The organism is Actinacidiphila sp. bgisy167 (genome assembly GCF_057707665.1).
The window spans coordinates 74,287-92,505 of sequence record NZ_JBYIQP010000008.1 but is presented as its reverse complement, the minus strand read 5'-3'; the positions used below and the strand labels follow the sequence as shown (position 1 = coordinate 92,505).

Annotated in this window: 16 protein-coding genes; 12 read left to right on the top strand and 4 right to left on the bottom strand. The window is 74.3% G+C overall.

Going from position 1 to position 18,219, the window contains the following annotated elements; translation table 11 throughout:
* Positions 1–3: 3 nt before the first annotated feature.
* A complete protein-coding gene (locus AC3ET4_RS05260; RefSeq protein ID WP_431946396.1) occupies positions 4–717 on the top strand; it encodes a class I SAM-dependent methyltransferase in 714 nt (237 codons plus the stop codon).
* A 49-nt stretch (positions 718–766) separates the two neighbouring features.
* Entirely contained in the window at positions 767–1,861 is a 1,095-nt protein-coding gene (locus AC3ET4_RS05255; protein WP_431946394.1) for a S1C family serine protease, read from the top strand.
* Between the two features lie 112 nt (positions 1,862–1,973).
* Here the strand turns inward: AC3ET4_RS05255 and AC3ET4_RS05250 are convergent, their stop codons facing one another.
* Positions 1,974–2,180 carry a hypothetical protein gene (locus AC3ET4_RS05250; RefSeq protein WP_431946392.1) on the bottom strand — a complete coding sequence of 69 codons (207 nt, stop codon included), beginning with the start codon at positions 2,178–2,180 and terminating at the stop codon, positions 1,974–1,976.
* Between the two features lie 69 nt (positions 2,181–2,249).
* Here AC3ET4_RS05250 and AC3ET4_RS05245 point away from each other — a divergent pair, with 69 nt between their 5' ends.
* Positions 2,250–3,452: a bifunctional adenosylcobinamide kinase/adenosylcobinamide-phosphate guanylyltransferase gene (locus AC3ET4_RS05245; protein WP_431946390.1), complete on the top strand. Its 1,203-nt coding sequence runs from the start codon at positions 2,250–2,252 to the stop codon at positions 3,450–3,452.
* 159 nt (positions 3,453–3,611) lie between these two features.
* Positions 3,612–4,655, top strand: coding sequence for a nicotinate-nucleotide--dimethylbenzimidazole phosphoribosyltransferase (gene cobT / locus AC3ET4_RS05240; protein WP_431946388.1), 1,044 nt, complete (start codon positions 3,612–3,614; stop codon positions 4,653–4,655).
* A 45-nt stretch (positions 4,656–4,700) separates the two neighbouring features.
* Here the strand turns inward: cobT and AC3ET4_RS05235 are convergent, their stop codons facing one another.
* Positions 4,701–5,438 (bottom strand): hypothetical protein, encoded by a 738-nt coding sequence (locus AC3ET4_RS05235; protein WP_431946386.1) that lies wholly within the window; start codon positions 5,436–5,438, stop codon positions 4,701–4,703.
* Positions 5,439–5,507: 69 nt separating this feature from the next.
* On the opposite strand from AC3ET4_RS05235, the gene AC3ET4_RS05230 reads away from it, so the two are divergent.
* The 6 genes from AC3ET4_RS05230 to AC3ET4_RS05205 all read left to right on the top strand — a co-directional run bounded on the left by AC3ET4_RS05230 (position 5,508) and on the right by AC3ET4_RS05205 (position 13,323).
* Complete coding sequence (locus AC3ET4_RS05230; RefSeq protein WP_431946384.1) at positions 5,508–6,371, top strand: adenosylcobinamide-GDP ribazoletransferase; 864 nt, start codon at positions 5,508–5,510, stop codon at positions 6,369–6,371.
* A 286-nt stretch (positions 6,372–6,657) separates the two neighbouring features.
* A complete protein-coding gene (locus AC3ET4_RS05225; protein WP_431946382.1) occupies positions 6,658–8,169 on the top strand; it encodes a leucyl aminopeptidase in 1,512 nt (503 codons plus the stop codon).
* Between the two features lie 301 nt (positions 8,170–8,470).
* The gene (lpdA, locus tag AC3ET4_RS05220; protein ID WP_431946380.1) at positions 8,471–9,859 is read left to right on the top strand and encodes a dihydrolipoyl dehydrogenase; all 1,389 of its coding nucleotides are present in this window, start codon (positions 8,471–8,473) and stop codon (positions 9,857–9,859) included.
* Between the two features lie 51 nt (positions 9,860–9,910).
* Positions 9,911–11,644 carry a 2-oxoglutarate dehydrogenase, E2 component, dihydrolipoamide succinyltransferase gene (gene sucB, locus AC3ET4_RS05215; protein ID WP_431946378.1) on the top strand — a complete coding sequence of 578 codons (1,734 nt, stop codon included), beginning with the start codon at positions 9,911–9,913 and terminating at the stop codon, positions 11,642–11,644.
* Positions 11,645–11,780: 136 nt separating this feature from the next.
* The gene (locus tag AC3ET4_RS05210; protein WP_431946376.1) at positions 11,781–12,746 is read left to right on the top strand and encodes a helix-turn-helix transcriptional regulator; all 966 of its coding nucleotides are present in this window, start codon (positions 11,781–11,783) and stop codon (positions 12,744–12,746) included.
* A 61-nt stretch (positions 12,747–12,807) separates the two neighbouring features.
* Positions 12,808–13,323: a DUF4240 domain-containing protein gene (locus AC3ET4_RS05205; protein WP_431946374.1), complete on the top strand. Its 516-nt coding sequence runs from the start codon at positions 12,808–12,810 to the stop codon at positions 13,321–13,323.
* A gap of 72 nt (positions 13,324–13,395) precedes the next feature.
* Here the strand turns inward: AC3ET4_RS05205 and AC3ET4_RS05200 are convergent, their stop codons facing one another.
* Positions 13,396–13,881 carry a GNAT family N-acetyltransferase gene (locus tag AC3ET4_RS05200; protein ID WP_431946372.1) on the bottom strand — a complete coding sequence of 162 codons (486 nt, stop codon included), beginning with the start codon at positions 13,879–13,881 and terminating at the stop codon, positions 13,396–13,398.
* A gap of 50 nt (positions 13,882–13,931) precedes the next feature.
* Between AC3ET4_RS05200 and AC3ET4_RS05195 the strand changes: the two genes are divergently transcribed.
* Entirely contained in the window at positions 13,932–14,834 is a 903-nt protein-coding gene (locus tag AC3ET4_RS05195; RefSeq protein WP_431946370.1) for a TIGR01777 family oxidoreductase, read from the top strand.
* Positions 14,835–14,988: 154 nt separating this feature from the next.
* Complete coding sequence (locus tag AC3ET4_RS05190) at positions 14,989–16,230, top strand: NAD(P)/FAD-dependent oxidoreductase (protein WP_431946368.1); 1,242 nt, start codon at positions 14,989–14,991, stop codon at positions 16,228–16,230.
* Positions 16,231–16,610: 380 nt separating this feature from the next.
* Here AC3ET4_RS05190 and AC3ET4_RS05185 read toward each other — a convergent pair whose 3' ends face one another.
* Positions 16,611–18,146 carry an NsdA family TPR-like regulatory protein gene (locus AC3ET4_RS05185; RefSeq protein ID WP_431946366.1) on the bottom strand — a complete coding sequence of 512 codons (1,536 nt, stop codon included), beginning with the start codon at positions 18,144–18,146 and terminating at the stop codon, positions 16,611–16,613.
* Positions 18,147–18,219: the final 73 nt, after the last annotated feature.

The following is an 18,219-nucleotide window of genomic DNA, read 5'->3' as shown; positions in this document are numbered from 1 at the left end:
ACCGTGCGCCAGGAGCTGGTCGCGCGCCAGCTCGACGAGCAGATCACCGCGCGCTTCCCCGTCGGGCGCCGGCTCAGGATCCTCGACGTCGGCCCCGGCCAGGGCACCCAGGCCCTGCGGCTCGCCCGCGCCGGTCACCTGATCACCGGCCTGGAGGCCGATCCCGAGATGGCGGGCGTCCTGTGTGAGGCCGTCGCCGCCGAGCCCGAGGGCATACGCGAGCGGATCACCCTCATCGAGGGCGACGGCCGGGAGGCAGGCCGGCACTTCGGGCCCGGAACCTTCGACGTGGTGCTCTGCCACGGCGTGCTGATGTACCTGCCCGAGCCGGACGCCATGGTCGCCGGGCTCGCCCGGGTACTGGCCCCCGGCGGGCTGCTGTCGCTGCTGGTGCGCAACGCCGACGCCCTGGCGATGCGGCCCGCGCTGCAGGGCGACTGGGCCGCGGCGCTGGCCGCCTTCGCGGGCGACACGTACACCAACCGGCTGGGGCTGCCCGCCCGCGCCGACCGGCGCGCGGACCTGACGACGACCCTCAGTGCCATCGGCGCGCCGCTGCACGCCTGGTACGGGGTGCGCGTCTTCACCGACACGGCCCCGGACGACGCCGTGGACGGCGTCCCGGACGAACTGCTGGCCGCGGAGGAGCTGGCCGGGCGCACCGACCCCTACCGGGCAGTCGCGGCACTGCTGCATCTGTGCGGCGTACGGGACTGACCGGGGCGGGATACCGGGGACGGGGTGCTGCGAACGCGACACTTCGGTCATGCGCGATACGAAGCGGAACCCATGGCGGCCGACGGCGGCGCCCCGGGCGGCGGCCCTGCTGCTGGCCGTCGCGTGCTGCGGAGGCCTGACCGCCGGATGCACGGGGGACTCCCCCGCCCCCAGCGCGGCGTCCTCGGCGCCCGCACCCGCCACCGAGGCGGCCGGCGCCCGCGATCTGGAGCGCGCCTACCAGCAGGTGGTCAAGGCGGTGCTGCCGTCCGTCGTCCAGATCAACACGTCCGAGGGGCTCGGCTCCGGCATCGTCTACGACACCAAGGGCCACATCGTCACCAACGCCCATGTCGTCGGCGACGCGGACACCTTCGAGGTCACCCTCGCCAACAGCGACACCCCGCACAAGGGGCGGCTCGTGGCCTCCTACCCCGAGATGGACCTCGCCGTCATCGAACTCGACGACCCGCCGAGCGGGCTGCGTGCGGCGACCTTCGGCAGCTCCCACGACGTCGAGGTCGGGCAGATCGTGCTCGCCATGGGCAGCCCGCTCGGCCTGAACAGCAGCGTCACACAGGGCATCGTCTCGGCCGTCGACCGCACGGTCAGCGAGAGCGGGCCCGGGGGCGCCGCGGGCGCCACCCTGGCCGACCTCGTGCAGACCTCGGCGCCCATCAACCCGGGCAACAGCGGCGGTGCGCTGGTCAACCTCTCCGGCCAGGTCATCGGGATCCCGACGCTCGCCGCGGTCAACCCCACCATGGGCGACTCCTCAGCGCCGGGCATCGGCTTCGCCATCCCCTCGGCGACCGTCACCCGCATCGCGGACCAGATCATCGAGCACGGCAAGGTCGTCGACTCCGGCCGCGCGGCACTGGACATCGTCGCGCGCACCGTCCTCGACGAGGACTTCCAGCCCGCCGGGGTGGGCGTCGTCGAGGTCACCAGGGGCGGCGCGGCGGAGAAGGCCGGCATCAGGCCGGGGGACGTCATCGTCCGGGTCGGCAACGACGACATCACCACCTTGCAGTCCCTGTCCGAGGCCCTGGTGCAGCACGCCCCCGGGGACACCGTGGACGTCACCTTCCAGCGCGGCAGCGGTCAGAAGACCGTCAAGGTCACCCTGGGGCAACTCTCGTAGGGGGCCCGCTCGTACGACCGGGGCCGGGCCGCGTGGGACGTTCGCGTCCCTCGCGGCCCGGCTTCCGGTACGGTGCGGCCGCCGGCTCTCGCGGCCGCAGGCGGCACGGGCTCTACTCGTCGGCGTGCAGGCTCATCGGGCCGTAGACCTTCGTGCCGTCGTCGAAGAGGTGGACCTGGTCGGCGCCGCCCTGGAGGAGGTCCTTCCAGACCTCGCCGATCCATGACTCGGCGTCACCTTGCGTCGTGAACTCCTCGGGCTCGACCGCGGGGGTGACCTCCGTGCCGTCGGCCTTCTCGAAACGCCACGTCCACGCCATGTCCGTCTCCTCGTCCCTGGGGGTGCCTGCCCGGCAGCGTAGCGTGCGCGGACGCGAGAGGATCTGCACGTGGAACTGACTCTGCTCGGCACCGGGGGCCCCGACGGCCTGCCCCTCCCCGGCTGCCCGTGCGCCGCGTGCGCGACGGCGGTGGGCGCCCACGCACGGGCTGCGACCTCGCTGCTGGTGGACGGGGTCCTGCTGCTCGACCTGACGCCGGGTCTCGCGTTCACGGCGGCGCGCTCCGGCCACTCCCTCGCCGCGGTCCGCCAGGTGCTGCTGTCGCACCCGCACGACGGGCCTGCCGTGGAGATCCCGGCGGGTCTGCCCGCGCCGGGCCGGCTCGCGCCGGGGCAGGAGATCACCCTGCTGACCGGGCACCGGGTGCGGTCGGTGCCGCTCGACGCGCCCGGCTCCGGGTACGAGGTGACGGGCCCGGACGGCGAGCGCCTGCTGTACCTGCCGCCGCAGTGCGCGCCCGCAGGGCTGCCCGAGGCCATGGAGCCGTATGACCTGGTGCTGCTGGACGCCGTGGGCCGGCCGGAGGCGCTGGCGCGGCTGCGCGCGGCCGGGGCGGTCGGGCACACCACCGACGTCGTCGCCCTCCACCTCGACCACCGTGTCCACCCCGGCCCGCAACTGCGGCGGCGCCTGGCCCCGCTCGGCGTACGGGCGGTGCCGGACGGCACGACACTGACGGTGGGCGACCTCCACGAGGTGCCCGACGTGCCGCGGCGCACCCTGGTGCTGGGCGGAGCGCGTTCGGGAAAGTCGGTGGAGGCCGAGCGGCGGCTCATGGGCTTCCCCGGTGTGGTGTACGCGGCCACCGGCGGGACCCGGGGCGGTGACGCCGAGTGGGCGGAGCGGGTGGCGCTGCACCAGGAGCGGCGTCCGCCGTCCTGGCAGACGGTGGAGACCTGCGACCTGGTGCCGCTGCTGGCCGAGGGGGACGGGCGGGCGCTGCTGATCGACTGCCTGTCGCTGTGGCTGACGCACACCATGGACGAACTGGGCGCGTGGGACGACGAACGGTGGGCGCAGGGCGCCGAGCGAGAACTGCGCCGCCGCGTCACGGAGCTGGCGGCGGCCTGGCGGGCGACCCGCCGCACGGTCGTGGCGGTCAGCAACGAGGTCGGCTCCGGGGTCGTGCCGGCCACGGCCAGCGGGCGCAGGTTCCGGGACGAGCTGGGGCGGCTGAACGTCGCGCTGGCCGAGGAGTCCGAGCACGTGGTGCTGGTGGTCGCGGGACAGGTGCTGGCGCTGCGCGGCTGACCTCGGCCGGCGGTGCCCCCGCCCTCCCGCCCGAGCGCCCGGCCTGCGGGCGCCCCCGGCCGCCCACCGCCCGCGTACCGCCCCGTGGCCGACGGCCCGTGGGGCGGGACGGCGTTCTGGGGCGGCCGCGAGTGCCGTGCCCCGGTAGTGTTCGACCCCGTGAGCGGTCTGAACCTCGATGACTTCGCGACCCTGGTGGAGCGCCCGGACGCCGGTGTGCGCCGCGACGCACACGACCGTTGGCAGCGGCTGGTTCGCCCGGCGAGCGCGCTGGGCGGGCTGGCGGAGCTGGCCGACTGGCTGGCGGCGGCCCAGGGCACGGCGACCGTACGCCCCATCGAGCGCCCCAAGGTGGTGCTCTTCGCCGCGGATCACGGGGTGGCGGCGCTGAAGGTGTCGGCCCGCGCGGAGGGCACCGCTGTGGAGTTGGTGCGGCGGGTCCTGGACGGGGCCTCACCGGTCAATGTGCTCGCCCGTCAGCACGGTGCCGTGGTCCGGGTGGTGGACATGGGCGTGGACGTCCAGGCCGACGAGCTGCCCGCCGACGTGACGGCGCACCGGGTGCGGCGCGGCTCCGGCCGGATCGACCTGGAGGACGCGCTGACGGCCGAGGAGGCCGAGGCGGCGTTCCGGGCCGGCATGGCCGTCGCGGACGAGGAGGCGGACTCCGGCACGGATCTGGTGCTTCTCGGTGATCTCAGCGTCGGCGGCACCACGGTGGCCGGGGTGCTGATCGCGGCGCTGTGCGGCACGGACGCCTCGGTGGTGACCGGCCGCGGTTCGGGCATCGACGACATCGCCTGGATGCGCAAGTGCGCGGCGATCCGTGACGCGTTGCGCCGGGCCAGGCCCGTGCTGGGCGACCAGTTGGAGCTGCTGGCGGCGGTCGGCGGCGCCGACATGGCGGCGATCACCGGTTTCCTGCTGCAGGCCTCGGTGCGGAAGCTTCCGGTGGTGCTGGACGGCGTGGTGTCGGCGGCGTGCGCGCTGGTCGCGCAGCGGATCGCCTTCCGGGCTCCGGACTGGTGGCTGGCCGGGCAGGCCAGCGGTGAGCCGGCGCAGACCAAAGCGCTGGACCGGCTCTCCATCGAGCCGCTGCTGGATCAGAAGGTGACGGTGGGTGAGGGCACCGGGGCGCTGCTGGCGCTTCCCCTGCTGAAGGCGGCGGCCGCCCTGTCGGCGGAGCTCCCCGAACGTCACTGACGCGCCGCCCGCCGGGCCGGGCGGCGCGCCGCGCCCGGCTCCCGCTCAATGCTCACGGAAACCACCGATCCAGTCCTGCACGCGCCGCAACGGCACCGCCCACCGCGCGTCATGTCGCGCCGCACGCGCCTCGGCCCGCCGAGCCGTCCGCGGCCTGCGCGCATAGACCCGCTCGGCCCACAACGAATCGGGACGCGCCAACCGCAGAGCGGCGTACAAGGCGACGAACGGCACGAAGACACCGAGAACAGCCGAACGCAGCTTGCCCTTGACGAGGGCGACGAGGACGAACAGGAAGTTGACGGCGATCGTGAGGATCACCGAGACGCGGTTCTGCTGCTCGTCCGGGGTGATCGCGTCGACGCCGAAGGGGACCAGGCCGCAGAGCATCATCAGGACGACGGAGAAAGTGACGACGACGGCCTCGACGCTCTTGCGGCCGCGATCACTCCAGTACACGTCGTCGAGGTAGAGCACGAGCGCGAACTCGTCGAGCACGAGGCCCGCTCCGGCGCCGAACAGGACCGCCGAGAGGTAGGCGCCGAATCCCCGTGAGGCGCTGGCCACGCCCCCGAAGCCACCGATCGTCATGAGGATGATCCCGGGCACCACGTGGTGGATGTGGGTGCCGCCGGAGGAGAGGTTGCGGAAGGGGCCCCTGCCGGCCCGGATGAGACGCGTGATCACCCGGGTGACCAGGAAGGTCAGCACGAACGCGCCCAGGGCGAGGAGCAGCGGCAGCTTTCCCGGCTCGATGATGTTGCGGTACCACCAGTCACTCATGCCGATTGCTCCGTATTCGCCCCGTACGCGGCACTATACGGTTCCGGCTCGGCGGTTACCCTGCGGACCATGACCGCCGACCCCGGCTCCGGCCCTGCTCTCGGACCCGACCCGGTCCCCGGCTCCCCGCCCCTGCCCGCTCCCGCCGCGACAACGGCGGTGACGGCGGCAGACGGACTGCGCTTCGCCTTCGGCACGCTGACGGTGCTGCGGGTCCGGGTGGGCCGCTGGGACCGCCCGGCGGCCCGTGCCGGGATGCTCTGGGCGCCGCTGGCCGGACTGGTCGTCGGAGCGTGCGCGGCGGCGGCCGGCGGCCTGCTGCTGCTCCTGGGTGCGGGGCCGCTGCTCGCCGCGGTCGCGAGCGCCGCCGTTCCGGCCGCCCTGACCCGCGGACTGCACCTGGACGGGCTCGCCGACACCGCCGACGGCCTGGGCAGCGGCAAGCCCGCCGAGGACGCGCTGCGCGTCATGAAGCAGTCCGACATCGGGCCCTTCGGCGTGCTCACCCTCGTCCTCGTCCTGCTGGCCCAGGTCGCGGCGCTCGCCGAGCTGTACGGCCACTCCTGGACCAGGGGCGCGGTGGCCGCCGCCTTGGCCGGGTTCACCGCCCGCGCCGCGATGACGCTGGCCTGCCGCAGCGCTGTGCCCCCGGCCCGGCCGGGCGGCCTCGGCGCGGCCGTGGCCGGCGCCGTGCCCGCCCGTGCCGCCTGGGCGGTCGCAGCGCTGACAGTGGCCCTCTGCGCCGCCTGCGGGGCCGCCTTCGGCCTGCCGGACGCGGTGCGCTGCTCGGCGGCGGCGGTGCTGGCGCTGGCGTCCGCGGAAGTGCTCCTGCGGCGGTGCCGCCGGCGCCTGGGCGGCGTCACCGGTGACGTCTTCGGCGCGTTGTGCGAGACCGCGGCGACGACCGCGCTGCTGGTGCTGACCGTGGGCTGAGAGCCGGCGGCGACCCTGCGCGGCGCCGGCGTACCCCAACTCCCGCCGCAGCACCGGGCGGCGGCGTCCGGTGGGGGAGGCCGCGCGGGCGCGCCGCCAAGGGAAAACCCCAGCCTTCGCCGCCATCGGCGCAGGCCGTGGGCGCAAGTGACAGCAGTGAGCGTAAGGTCGATGCTGTACCCCCGTCCCGTCGCCGCGAAAGACGCCCGGCAGCGGGACACCATGGGGAGCCGGACGGAGTCCGGCGTCAAGTATTGGACCCCGAAGGAACAGGATCCGCATCACCGTGACTGCACTGACTCTCAGCACCTCCTCCGCGGCAGCGCTGCGCGCTGACGCCGTCGTCGTCGGTGTGACCAAGGGAGCCAAGGGCCCCGAGGTCGCCGCCGGGGCGGAGGCGGTGGACAAGGCCTTCTCCGGCCGGCTCGCCGCGACGCTCGAGACGCTGGGTGCCTCCGGCGCTGAGGGTGAGGTGACCAAGCTCCCCGCTCCGAACGGCCTGAAGTCCTCGGTCGTGCTGGCCGTCGGACTCGGCGAGGGCCCCGCCGACGGCGCCGCCTACGACACCGAGGCGCTGCGCAAGGCCGCCGGCGCCGCCGCCCGCGCGCTGGCCGGGTCGAAGAAGGCCGCCTACGCCCTTCCGGTGCAGGACGCGGACGCCGTGCAGGCGCTCGCCGAGGGCGCCCTGCTCGGCGCGTACGCGTACACCGCGTACCAGTCGTCCAACGGCAAGGCGCCGGTCGCCGAGGTCGCGCTGGTCGGCGCGAAGCCGCGGGACAAGGCGCACAAGGCCGCCGTCGAGCGGGCCACCGTCATCGCGGCCGAGGTCAACCGCGCCCGCGACCTGATCAACATGCCGCCGAACGACCTCCACCCGAAGTCCTTCGCCGCCGTCGCGCAGGAGGCCGCCAAGGAGCACGGCCTCAAGATCGAGGTCCTGGACGAGAAGGCGCTGGTCAAGGGCGGCTACGGCGGCATCATGGGCGTCGGCCAGGGCTCGGCGAACCCGCCCCGCCTGGTGAAGATCGCCTACACGGGCGCCAAGGGCCGGAACGCCAAGCACCTGGCGCTGGTCGGCAAGGGCATCACCTACGACTCGGGCGGCATCTCCCTGAAGCCGGCCGGCCACAACGAGACGATGAAGTGCGACATGAGCGGCGCCGCGGCCGTGCTGTCCACCGTGGTCGCCGCCGCGCGCCTGGGTCTTCCCGTCAACGTCACCGGCTGGCTGGCGCTCGCCGAGAACATGCCCTCGGGCAGCGCCGCCCGTCCCGGCGACGTGCTGCGGATGTACGGCGGCAAGACCGTCGAGGTGCTCAACACCGACGCCGAGGGCCGTCTGGTGATGGCCGACGCGATCACCCGCGCCTCGGAGGAGAAGCCCGACGCGATCATCGACGTGGCGACCCTGACCGGCGCCATGGTGCTGGCCCTGGGCCACCGCATCTTCGGCGTCATGGCCAACGACGACGCCTTCCGCACCTCCCTGCACGAGATCGCGACCGAGGTCGGCGAGCAGTCCTGGCCGATGCCGCTGCCGACGCACCTGCGCAAGCCGCTGGACTCCGCCACCGCGGACATCTCGAACATGGGCGAGCGCATGGGCGGCGGCCTGGCGGCCGGCCTGTTCCTCAAGGAGTTCGTCGGCGAGGGCATCACCTGGGCCCACCTGGACATCGCGGGCCCCGCCTTCAACGAGTCGGGCCCCTTCGGCTACACCCCCAAGGGCGGCACCGGCTCCGCCATCCGCACCCTGGTGCGCGTGGCCGAGAAGGCGGGCGCGGGCGAGCTCCTGTGACGGCGGTGTAAGCCTCGGCACATTCCGTACGGCCCCGGGTATGGCATCCGGGGCCGTACGCGTTCGCCAAGAGCGAGCAAAGAGTGGGACCGCTCCGTATTCCGTTGGGGATACGGGCGAGTAGCCCCGGCCGGGCGCGTTCCGCGCGCCCCAGAGACCGGCCCGGTGCCTCGTCCGCCCCGAACAGGTGCGAAGATGTTGTCTCGGCACGACAGGGCCCCGTATAAGAAGCGGCCGAACAAAAGCCGCCGCCCGGTCACGACGGACCGGCTCCGGCGTATCCATGCATGGAGGACGTGACGTGGCGAACGACGCCAGCACCGTTTTCGACCTAGTGATCCTCGGTGGCGGCAGCGGCGGCTACGCCGCGGCGCTGCGTGCGGCGCAGCTCGGTCTGGACGTCGCCCTGATCGAGAAGGACAAGCTCGGCGGCACCTGCCTGCACCGCGGCTGCATCCCCACGAAGGCTCTGCTGCACGCCGGTGAGATCGCGGACCAGGCCCGCGAGGCCGAGCAGTTCGGCGTCAAGGCCTCTTTCGAGGGCATCGACATCGCCGGGGTCCACAAGTACAAGGACGACGTCATCTCGGGCCTGTACAAGGGCCTGCAGGGCCTCGTGGCCTCCCGCAAGGTCACCTATGTGACCGGTGAGGGCCGGCTCTCCTCCCCCACCTCCGTGGATGTCAACGGCCAGCGCTACACCGGCCGCCATGTGCTGCTGGCGACGGGCTCCGTGCCGAAGTCGCTGCCGGGCCTGGCCATCGACGGCGACCGCATCATCTCCTCCGACCACGCGCTGGTCCTGGACCGCGTGCCGAGGTCGGCGATCATCCTCGGCGGCGGCGTCATCGGCGTCGAGTTCGCCTCGGCGTGGAAGTCCTTCGGGGCCGACGTCACCATCGTCGAGGGCCTGCCGCACCTCGTGCCGGCCGAGGACGAGAACAGCTCCAAGCTGCTCGAGCGCGCCTTCCGCAAGCGGGGCATCAAGTTCAACCTCGGCACCTTCTTCTCCAAGGCCGAGTACACCGCCGACGGCGTCAAGGTCACCCTGGCCGACGGCAAGGAGTTCGAGGCCGAGGTCCTGCTCGTGGCCGTCGGCCGCGGCCCGGTCTCCCAGGGCCTGGGCTACGAGGAGGCCGGGGTCGCCATGGACCGCGGCTACGTCCTCGTCGACGAGTACATGCGCACCAACGTGCCCACCATCTCCGCCGTCGGCGACCTCGTCCCGACCCTGCAGCTGGCCCACGTCGGCTTCGCCGAGGGCATCCTCGTCGCGGAGCGGCTGGCCGGCCTGAAGACGGTGCCGATCGACTACGACGGCGTGCCGCGCGTCACGTACTGCCACCCGGAGGTCGCCTCCGTGGGCATCTCCGAGGCCAAGGCCAAGGAACTGTACGGCGCCGACAAGGTCGTCACCCTGAAGTACAACCTGGCCGGCAACGGCAAGAGCAAGATCCTCAAGACCGCGGGCGAGATCAAGCTCGTCCAGGTTCGCGACGGTGCGGTGGTCGGCGTCCACATGGTCGGTGACCGCATGGGCGAGCAGGTCGGCGAGGCCCAGCTGGTCTACAACTGGGAGGCCCTGCCCGCGGAGGTCGCCCAGCTCATCCACGCGCACCCGACGCAGAGCGAGGCCCTCGGCGAGGCCCACCTCGCGCTGGCCGGCAAGCCGCTGCACTCGCACGACTGACCCACGGACACGCGCAACCATCCGCACAGATCGTTAGGAGCAACCGAAACCATGGCGGTTTCCGTAACCCTGCCGGCGCTCGGCGAGAGCGTGTCCGAGGGCACCGTCACCCGCTGGCTCAAGGCCGAGGGTGAACGCGTCGAGGCCGACGAGCCGCTGCTCGAGGTGTCGACCGACAAGGTCGACACCGAGATCCCGGCGCCCGCCTCCGGCATCCTCTCCTCCATCAAGGTGGCCGAGGACGAGACGGTGGAGGTCGGCGCAGAGCTGGCCGTCATCGACGACGGCACGGGCGCCCCCGCTGCCGCCCCCGCCCCGGCCGCCGCCGCGGCCCCCGCGCCGGCTCCGGTGCAGGAGGCTCCGGCGCCCGTCGCCGAGGCCCCCGCCCCCGCTGCCGCCCCGGCCGCGGCTCCTGCCGGTGGTGCCGAGGGCACCCCGGTGCTGCTGCCGGCCCTGGGCGAGTCGGTGACCGAGGGCACCGTCACCCGCTGGCTGAAGTCGGTCGGCGAGAGCGTCGAGGCCGACGAGCCGCTGCTCGAGGTCTCCACGGACAAGGTCGACACCGAGATCCCGTCGCCGGTCGCCGGCACCCTGCTGGAGATCCTCGTCGGTGAGGACGAGACCGCCGAGGTCGGCGCCAAGCTCGCCGTCATCGGCGCCGCCGGTGCCGCGCCCGCGGCCGCCCCGGCTCCCGCCGCCCCTGCCCCTGCCCCGGCCGCACCGGCTCCGGCCCCCGCCCCGGCCGCTGCCCCGGCTCCCGCGCCCGCTCCGGTCGCCGCCGCGCCGGCTGCTCCGGCCGCTCCCCCGGCCCCGGCTCCCGTCGCGCCTGCCCCGGCCGCTCCCGCGGCCACGGCGCCCACCGACGAGGGCGCGTACGTGACCCCGCTGGTGCGCAAGCTCGCCGCCGAGAACGGCGTGGACCTCGCCGCGGTCAAGGGCACCGGTGTCGGTGGCCGCATCCGCAAGCAGGACGTCCTGGCCGCCGCCGAGGCCGCCAAGGCCGCCGTCGCGCCGGCCGCCCCGGCCCCGTCCGCGGGCGTCGCGGTTCCGGCCGCGGCCGCCGCGCTGCGCGGGCAGACGGTGAAGATGACCCGCATCCGCAAGGTCATCGCCGAGAACATGATGAAGGCCCTGCACAGCCAGGCGCAGCTGTCGACCGTGGTCGAGGTGGACGTCACCAAGATCATGAAGCTGCGGGCCCGGGCCAAGGAGTCCTTCCTGGCCCGCGAAGGCGTCAAGCTCTCGCCGATGCCGTTCTTCGTCAAGGCCGCCGCCGAGGCGCTGAAGGCCCACCCGGTCATCAACGCCAAGATCAACGACGACGGCACCGTCACCTACCACGATGTCGAGAACGTGGGCATCGCGGTGGACTCCGAGCAGGGCCTGATGGTCCCGGTCATCAAGGGCGCCGGCGACCTGAGCCTGGCCGGCATCGCCAAGAAGACCGCGGAGCTGGCCGGCAAGGTCCGCAACAAGAAGATCAGCCCGGACGACCTGTCCGGCGGCACGTTCACGATCAGCAACACCGGTTCGCGCGGTGCGCTGTTCGACACGATCATCGTGAACTACCCGCAGGTCGCCGAGCTCGGCATCGGCGCCACCGTGCGCCGCCCGATGGTCGTCAACCACCCGGACCTGGGTGAGACCATCGCGATCCGCGACGTGGCGTACCTGACCCTGTCGTACGACCACCAGCTGGTCGACGGCGCGGACGCCGCCCGCTACCTGAACGACGTCAAGGCCCGTCTCGAGGTTGGCGAGTTCGAGGGCGACCTCGGTCTGTAACCGACCGGAGTCCTCGCGGGACCGTACGACGGCCGAGGCCCCAGCCCTTCCCGGGCTGGGGCCTCGGCCTTTGTGGACCCGCCCTTCCCGGACGGCCCGGCACCATGGCCCCGGGGCGACCGCATAGCCTCGGAGGATGCGTGCGGCCCGGCTCATCCACCTCGTCCTCCTGCTCCAGTCCCGCGAGTCGATGACGGCGGCCGAGCTCGCCGCGGCCCTGGAGGTGTCCGAGCGCACGGTCGGCCGGGACGTGCTGGCCCTGTCCGAAGCCGGGGTGCCGGTCTACGCCGAGCGCGGGCGCGCCGGCGGCTACCGCCTGGTCGACGGCTACCGCACCCGGCTGACCGGGCTGGCCCGCGCGGAGGCGGAGGCGCTCTTCCTCTCGGGGGTGCCCGCCGCCCTGCGAGCCATGGGGCTGCACGACGCGGGCTCCTCGGCCCGGCTGAAGGTCTCGGCCGCCCTGATGCCCGAGCTGCGCGACGCGCCGCACTCGGCGGCCCAGCGCTTCCACCTGGACGCGCCCGGCTGGTGGCAGGAACCGCAGACGCCACCGCTGCTGCCCGCGCTCGCCGCGGCCGTGTGGGGAGACCGGCGGCTGCGGGCCCGGTACCGGCGCGGGGAGGAGGAGGTGGAGCGCGAGCTGGACCCGTACGGCCTCGTGCTCAAGGGCGGCGTCTGGTACGCGGTGGCGCGCTGCGGCGCGGACCTCAGGGTCTACCGGGCGGACCGGTTCACCGCGGCGGAGCCCACGGAGGATCGTTTCGTCAGAGACCAGGGCTTCGACCTGCCCGCGTTCTGGGAGGCCCGCGCCGCCGCATTCGCCCGCTCCATGCTGCGCGAGGAGGTCGTCGTGCGCCTCACGCCCCGCGGCGCCCGCCGCCTGCCGTACGTAACCGACCGCGCCGCCGCGCGCGAGGCCCTCGCCGCGGCCGCGCCGCCGGACCCGCGGGGGCGGGTGACCCTCACACTCCCCGTCGAGAGCCAGGACGTCGCCTGCGAACAACTCCTCTCCCTCGGCCCCGACGCCGAGGTGCTCGCCCCGGACGCCCTGCGCGAGCGCCTGGCCGCCGCCGCCCGCGCCATGGCCGCCCGCTACGCCTGAGGGCCGCACAGCCGTGTCCCGCGTGCGCGGGAGGGCCGCGGCCAGCCATGCTGGAGCGGTGATGGACGAGACGGAGTTCTGGGAGATCGTGGACAGCACGCGTCAGGCAGCGGGGGGCGACCCGGAGGAACACGCCGACCTGCTGGTGGAACGGCTGACCCGGCTCGACCCGGAGTCCGTCGTCGACTTCGCGCGGCACTTCGAGAGCCGCTTCAACCGGGCCTACCGCTGGGACGTGTGGGGCGCCGCCGACCTGATGCTGGGGAGCGCCGGCGACGACGCGTTCGACTTCTTCCGGTGCTGGCTCATCGGCCAGGGCCGGCACGTCTTCGAGGGGGCCCTGCACGACCCGGACCATCTCGCGGAGCTGGCCGGCTCCTTCGATCCGGAGGTCGACGGCGACGCCGAGGACCTCGGCTACGCGGCGGACGAGGCGTACGAGCAGCTCACCGGGGTCCGGATGCCGGACCTGGAGCTGCCGCCGCAGCCCGCCGAGCCGGAGGGCGATTACATCGACTTCGAGAACCAGGCCGCGGTGGCGGAACGGTTCCCCCGGCTCTGGGAACGCTTCGGCTGAGCCGGCCCGCGACGCGTGCCCGGCGCCGGACTCCGGGCGCCCCGCGCCGCCGCGTATGCGGACCGGTGGCCGTCAGACGAGGCGCCCCATGCACACGTCGTCCACATAGGCACCGTCCAGGAAGAACTCCCCCGGCAGGACGCCCTCCACAGTGAAGCCGGCCGCCTCGTACAGCCGCCGGGCCGGGGTGTTGTGGCCCAGCACCCGCAGCGTGACGCGCAGCGCGCCCTGCCGACGGGCCCACGCCACGGCGGCCAGGACGAGTTCCAGCCCCACCCCGCGGCCCCGCGCCCAGGTGTCGACCGCCAGGCCCCGGATCTGGCGCACATGGGCGTTGGAGGCCAGCGGCGTGGGCGGCACCATCTTGATGAAGCCCGCGAGCCGGCCGTCGATCTCCGCCAGCAGGAAAGTGTCCGGCCCCGAGTGCTCGCTGAAGAAGTCCTCGTTCTCCCCCAGCGGCGGCCGCACCGCATGCAGGGTCGACCAGGTCACCCGGTCCAGCCGGGCGAGCTCGGGGTCGTCGGAGAGCAGGGCCGGGCGCACACGTATCTCGGACATGAGCATCACCCTCCCACACCTGCAGGGCCGTTCCGCGCGACGATGGCACCATGCGCATCGCCATCACCGGCTCGTCCGGCCTCATCGGCTCCACCCTGGTCCGCTCCCTGCGCTCCGACCGGCACGAGGTCCTACGCCTCGTCAGGCGGGAGCCGTCGGGGCCGGGCGAGGTGCGCTGGGACCCGCAGGGCGGCACCGTCGACATCGCGGCGCTCGAGGGCGTGGAGGCCGTCGTCCACCTCGCGGGCGCCGGAGTCGGCGACCACCGCTGGACGGACGCGTACAGGCGGACCATCCGTGACAGCCGCGTGCGGGGCACCGCCACCCTCGCGCGGGCCCTCGCCTCCCTGGACACCCCGCCGCGGTTGCTGGTGAGCGGCTCCGGCATCACCGCGTACGGCGACACCGGTGACCGCCGGGTCGACGAGGGCGCCCCGCTCGGCACCGGCTTCCTCGCATCCGTGTGCCGCGACTGGGAGGCCGCGGCCGAGCCGGCCCGTGACGCCGGTGTGCGCACCGCCTTCGCCCGTACCGGCCTGGTCGTCTCCGGCAGGGGCGGCGCGTGGGGCCGGCTCTTCCCGCTCTTCCAGGCGGGTCTGGGCGGCCGGCTCGGTGACGGACGCCAGTACTGGAGCTTCATCTCGCTGCACGACCAGATCGCGGCGCTGCGGCACATCGTCGACACCGACTCCGTCTCCGGGCCGGTCAACATGTGCGCGCCCGAGGCGCTGACCAACGCCGAAGTGACCCGCGCGATGGGACGGGTGCTGCGCCGGCCCACGGTCTTCGCGGTTCCCGGACCCGTGTTGCGGGCGGTGGTCGGGGAGTTCGCCACCGAGATCCTCGGCAGCACCCGTGCGGTGCCGCGCGTGCTGCTGGACTCCGGGTTCCGCTGGGCCCACCCCGGGATCGACGAGGCGATCCGCGCCGCGCTGGCCGAAGAAAGGCACTGAATGCCACCCGCCGCCGTTTTCCGGCATCACTTGGCGCGGTAGTGGGCATGACGGTTCCAGCGCCAGCTGACGCGAGCGGGGAAACGTGCCGACCTCGGGGAGGGGCATCGTGCTCTCTACAGCACGCTCTACGGGTTCACGAACGGACGTGTGCGTGATAGGGGCCGGCCTCGCCGGTCTCTCCGCGGCACGTCACCTCAGCGATGCGGGACTCACCGTCACCGTGCTCGAGGCCGAGGACCGGGTCGGTGGCCGGATGGCCACCGAGAAGGTCGACGGCTTCCTCCTGGACCGCGGGCCGCAGCTGCTCAACAGCTCCTATCCGGAGCTTGGCCGCATCCCGGAACTACGGGGGCTGCAGCTGCGGCCGCTGGCGCCCGGGGTCCTGGTGCGGTCCGCCGGACGCGGCTACCGCGTCGGCGATCCGCGCGCCGCGCTCGCGGCGGCCCGCGCGCCGATCGGCTCGCCCCTGGACAAGGCCCGGTTGCGGACGGCCCTCAACCGCCTTGCCGACGCGCCCGCGGAGCGCCTGATGGAGCGCCCGGAGTCCACGGCCGCCGCCGCCCTGGCCTCGCGCGGCTTCGCACCCCGCACGGTGGACGGGTACCTGCGGCCGCTGCTGTCCGCACTGCTCTGCGACCCCGACCTCACGACGTCCAGCCGGGTCGCCGACCTGGTCCTGCGCGGCTTCGCCCTCGGCCGCACATGCCTGCCGGCCGGCGGCGCGGCGACGGTGCCGCAGGCACTCGCGGCCGCGCTGCCGGCCGGCACGGTCCGCACCGGGGTGCGGGCCGTCGCCGCGGCCACGAACGGCGTCCGCACCGAGGGCGGCGACGAGATCCCCTGCCGCGCCGTGGTCGTCGCCACCGGGGCCGGTGCGGCGGCCGGACTGCTGCCCGGGCTGCGCCTGCCCGCCTTCCACGGCGTCACCGTCCTGCACCACGCCGCGCCGTCGGCGCCGCTGAAGCAGCCCACGCTCGTACTCGACGGGGACCGGCGCGGCCCCGTCTCGCACACGTTCCCGGCCAGCCTGGTCGACCCGACCCGCGCTCCCGTGGGCCGCGCCCTGGTCACGTCGGTGCTGCTGGGCCGTGCCGCCACCCCCGCGCCGGACGACATCGCCGTCCGAGCCCACCTCGCGGAGCTGTACGGCACGTCCACGGCCGGGTGGGAGCTGCTCGCCGTCCACCACGACGCGCAAGCGCTGCCCGCGATGACCGCACCGCACGACCTGCGCCGGCCGGTGCGGATCATGCAGGGCCTCTACGTCTGCGGCGACCACCGCGACACCAGCACCGTCCAGGGCGCCCTCCTCTCCGGCCGCCGCGCCGCCCGGCGCCTCCTGCGCGACGCGGGGCTGCGCCAGAGCCCCGGCGCGCAGCCGCTGGCGGCGTAGAGGACGCAGGGGGCGTAGGGGACGCAGGGCCTCCGCCGGTCTCAGTGGTGTCGGATCTGCTGGGTGCTTCGACCCTCCCGGGCGCTTCGGCTCTCCCTGCGTCTCGCGCCCTACGGGCGCAGAGCGGCGGGCAGCGGACGGGGAGGGTGCCTGCTGGGGGTCGGCTCCGACACGCGGGTTGGTGGGCGGCAAGGGTTCCGGCACCGGAAGGCACCCGCTCCGGAGCCTGAACCCCCGCCACGCACCCGTCCGCACACACCGGGGGAGAGCTGTCCCAACCGCCCCGTCCACAACCCGCGTCTTCGCGCCCTGAAGGACGCGAGACGGATCCGCACCCACCCACGAGCGCGACCACCTGATCGCCTGCGACTCCCGGGACGTCACCCCACGGGGACGCCCAGGGCCGCCGCGCGCTCATGGAAGGCGCGGACCGGGACGGCGTCGCGGTGGTGGTCGAGACGGCGGCTGAAGTCGCGGACGTACTCGACGGCGCGGAGCGAGCGCATCTCGACGGCGGCCTGCATGGCCTCCGCGCCGAGGGCGCAGGCGGCGTCGACCTCGCCGAGGCCGAGCCGCGCGGTGGCCAGCACCGTGCGGCAGAAGACGCGGCTGCGGGCGTACGCGTGGCCGCGCAGGTGCAGCGAGCGCTCGGCGTGCTGGGAGGCCGCGCGGTACTGACCGAGATCGCGATGGCAGTGGCCGAACTCGTCCGCCAGTTGGGCCTCGTCGAAGAAGCGCGCCCAGGACGGGACGTCGTCGCCGCTCCTGGCCGCCTCCAGGGCGCGTTCGGCCCGCACCAGTGCCGCCGTGCAGGCCCGGACGTCGCCGAGCAGTCCGTGCCCGCGCGCCTCCGCCGCGTGGAAGAGCGCCTGTACGGCCGGCGAGGCACCGCTTCCGACGCCCTGCTGGGCGACCCGGGCCAGTTGGACGGCCTCGCGGCCGTGCCCGAGATAGACCGCCTGGCGGCTCATGGTGATCAGGACGTACCCGCCGTAGACCCGGTCCCCGGCGGCCTGCGCGAGTCTCAGGGCCTGCACGAAGTAGCGCTGGGCGAGCCCGTGGGCGCCGATGTCGTACGAGGTCCATCCCGCGAGCCGGGTGAGGTCGGCGACCGCTGCGAAGAGGCGGCGGCCGGTGGTCTCGCCGTAGCTGCCGCGCAGCATGGGTTCGGCCTCGTGCTCCAGGTAGCGGACGAGGGCCTGCCTCGCGTGGCCGCCGCCATAGGCGTTGTCCAGGGTGCGGAAGAGCTCGCCGACGGTCCGCAGGGCGGCGATGTCCCCCGTGCCCACCCGCTGTCCGCCGCCCCCTGGCCCCGCGGACGCCACAGGCGCGGCGGCCGCGGCCTGCGCGGGCGCCCCGTGTAAGGCGCCGCCCGCGCGCTGCGCCGGCAGCCGCGCCGCCCCCGGACCGCATCCGTTCCCCGGGCCCGGCCCGCCGGCCGGCACGGCCCCCGGCTCGGGCCCGCGCCCCACCCGGTCGTCCGCCCGACCGATCAGCCAGTCGCGGCTGGGCACGACCAGTCCCGCGGGGGTGAACGCGATCTTGCGCAGGTCGGCCTGGTTGCCCGTGTCCTTGCGCCACAGCCCGGAGGCGATCTCCACGGCCTCCTCGGGCGTGGAGGCGTACTCCAGACCCGCGTAGACGGGCGCGACCGCGTCGAGGCCGAGGTCGTGGGCGGACAGCCGCCGGCCGAGCCGCCGGGTGAAGACCTCGGCGATGAGGGCGGGCGTCGTGCCGCGGGGCTGCTGGCCGCGCAGCCACCGGGTGACGGAGGTCTTGTCGTACCGCAGGTCCAGGCCGTGCTCGACGCCGAGCTGGTCCACCCGGCGGGCGAGCCCGGCGTTGGAGAACCCGGCTTCGGCGATCAGGGTGGCAAGTCGGCGGTTCGGGGGGCGCTGCGAGGAACGGTCGGACATCAGTGGTGCGGTCCCCTGCCTTCCGGGCGTGCGGGTGTGCGGGCGGTCGCGTTCAGGCGCGGCGTCGCGGACA

Coding starts and splice junctions, on each gene's coding strand:
- AC3ET4_RS05250 (WP_431946392.1), bottom strand. CDS start 2,180: ATGGCGTGGACGTGGCGTTTCGAGAAGGCCGACGGCACGGAGGTCACC.
- AC3ET4_RS05205 (WP_431946374.1), top strand. CDS start 12,808: ATGGACGAGACGGAGTTCTGGGAGATCGTGGACAGCACGCGTCAGGCA.
- AC3ET4_RS05235 (WP_431946386.1), bottom strand. CDS start 5,438: ATGAGTGACTGGTGGTACCGCAACATCATCGAGCCGGGAAAGCTGCCG.
- AC3ET4_RS05210 (WP_431946376.1), top strand. CDS start 11,781: ATGCGTGCGGCCCGGCTCATCCACCTCGTCCTCCTGCTCCAGTCCCGC.
- sucB (WP_431946378.1), top strand. CDS start 9,911: ATGGCGGTTTCCGTAACCCTGCCGGCGCTCGGCGAGAGCGTGTCCGAG.
- AC3ET4_RS05185 (WP_431946366.1), bottom strand. CDS start 18,146: ATGTCCGACCGTTCCTCGCAGCGCCCCCCGAACCGCCGACTTGCCACC.
- AC3ET4_RS05255 (WP_431946394.1), top strand. CDS start 767: ATGCGCGATACGAAGCGGAACCCATGGCGGCCGACGGCGGCGCCCCGG.
- AC3ET4_RS05200 (WP_431946372.1), bottom strand. CDS start 13,881: ATGTCCGAGATACGTGTGCGCCCGGCCCTGCTCTCCGACGACCCCGAG.
- AC3ET4_RS05195 (WP_431946370.1), top strand. CDS start 13,932: ATGCGCATCGCCATCACCGGCTCGTCCGGCCTCATCGGCTCCACCCTG.
- AC3ET4_RS05230 (WP_431946384.1), top strand. CDS start 5,508: ATGACCGCCGACCCCGGCTCCGGCCCTGCTCTCGGACCCGACCCGGTC.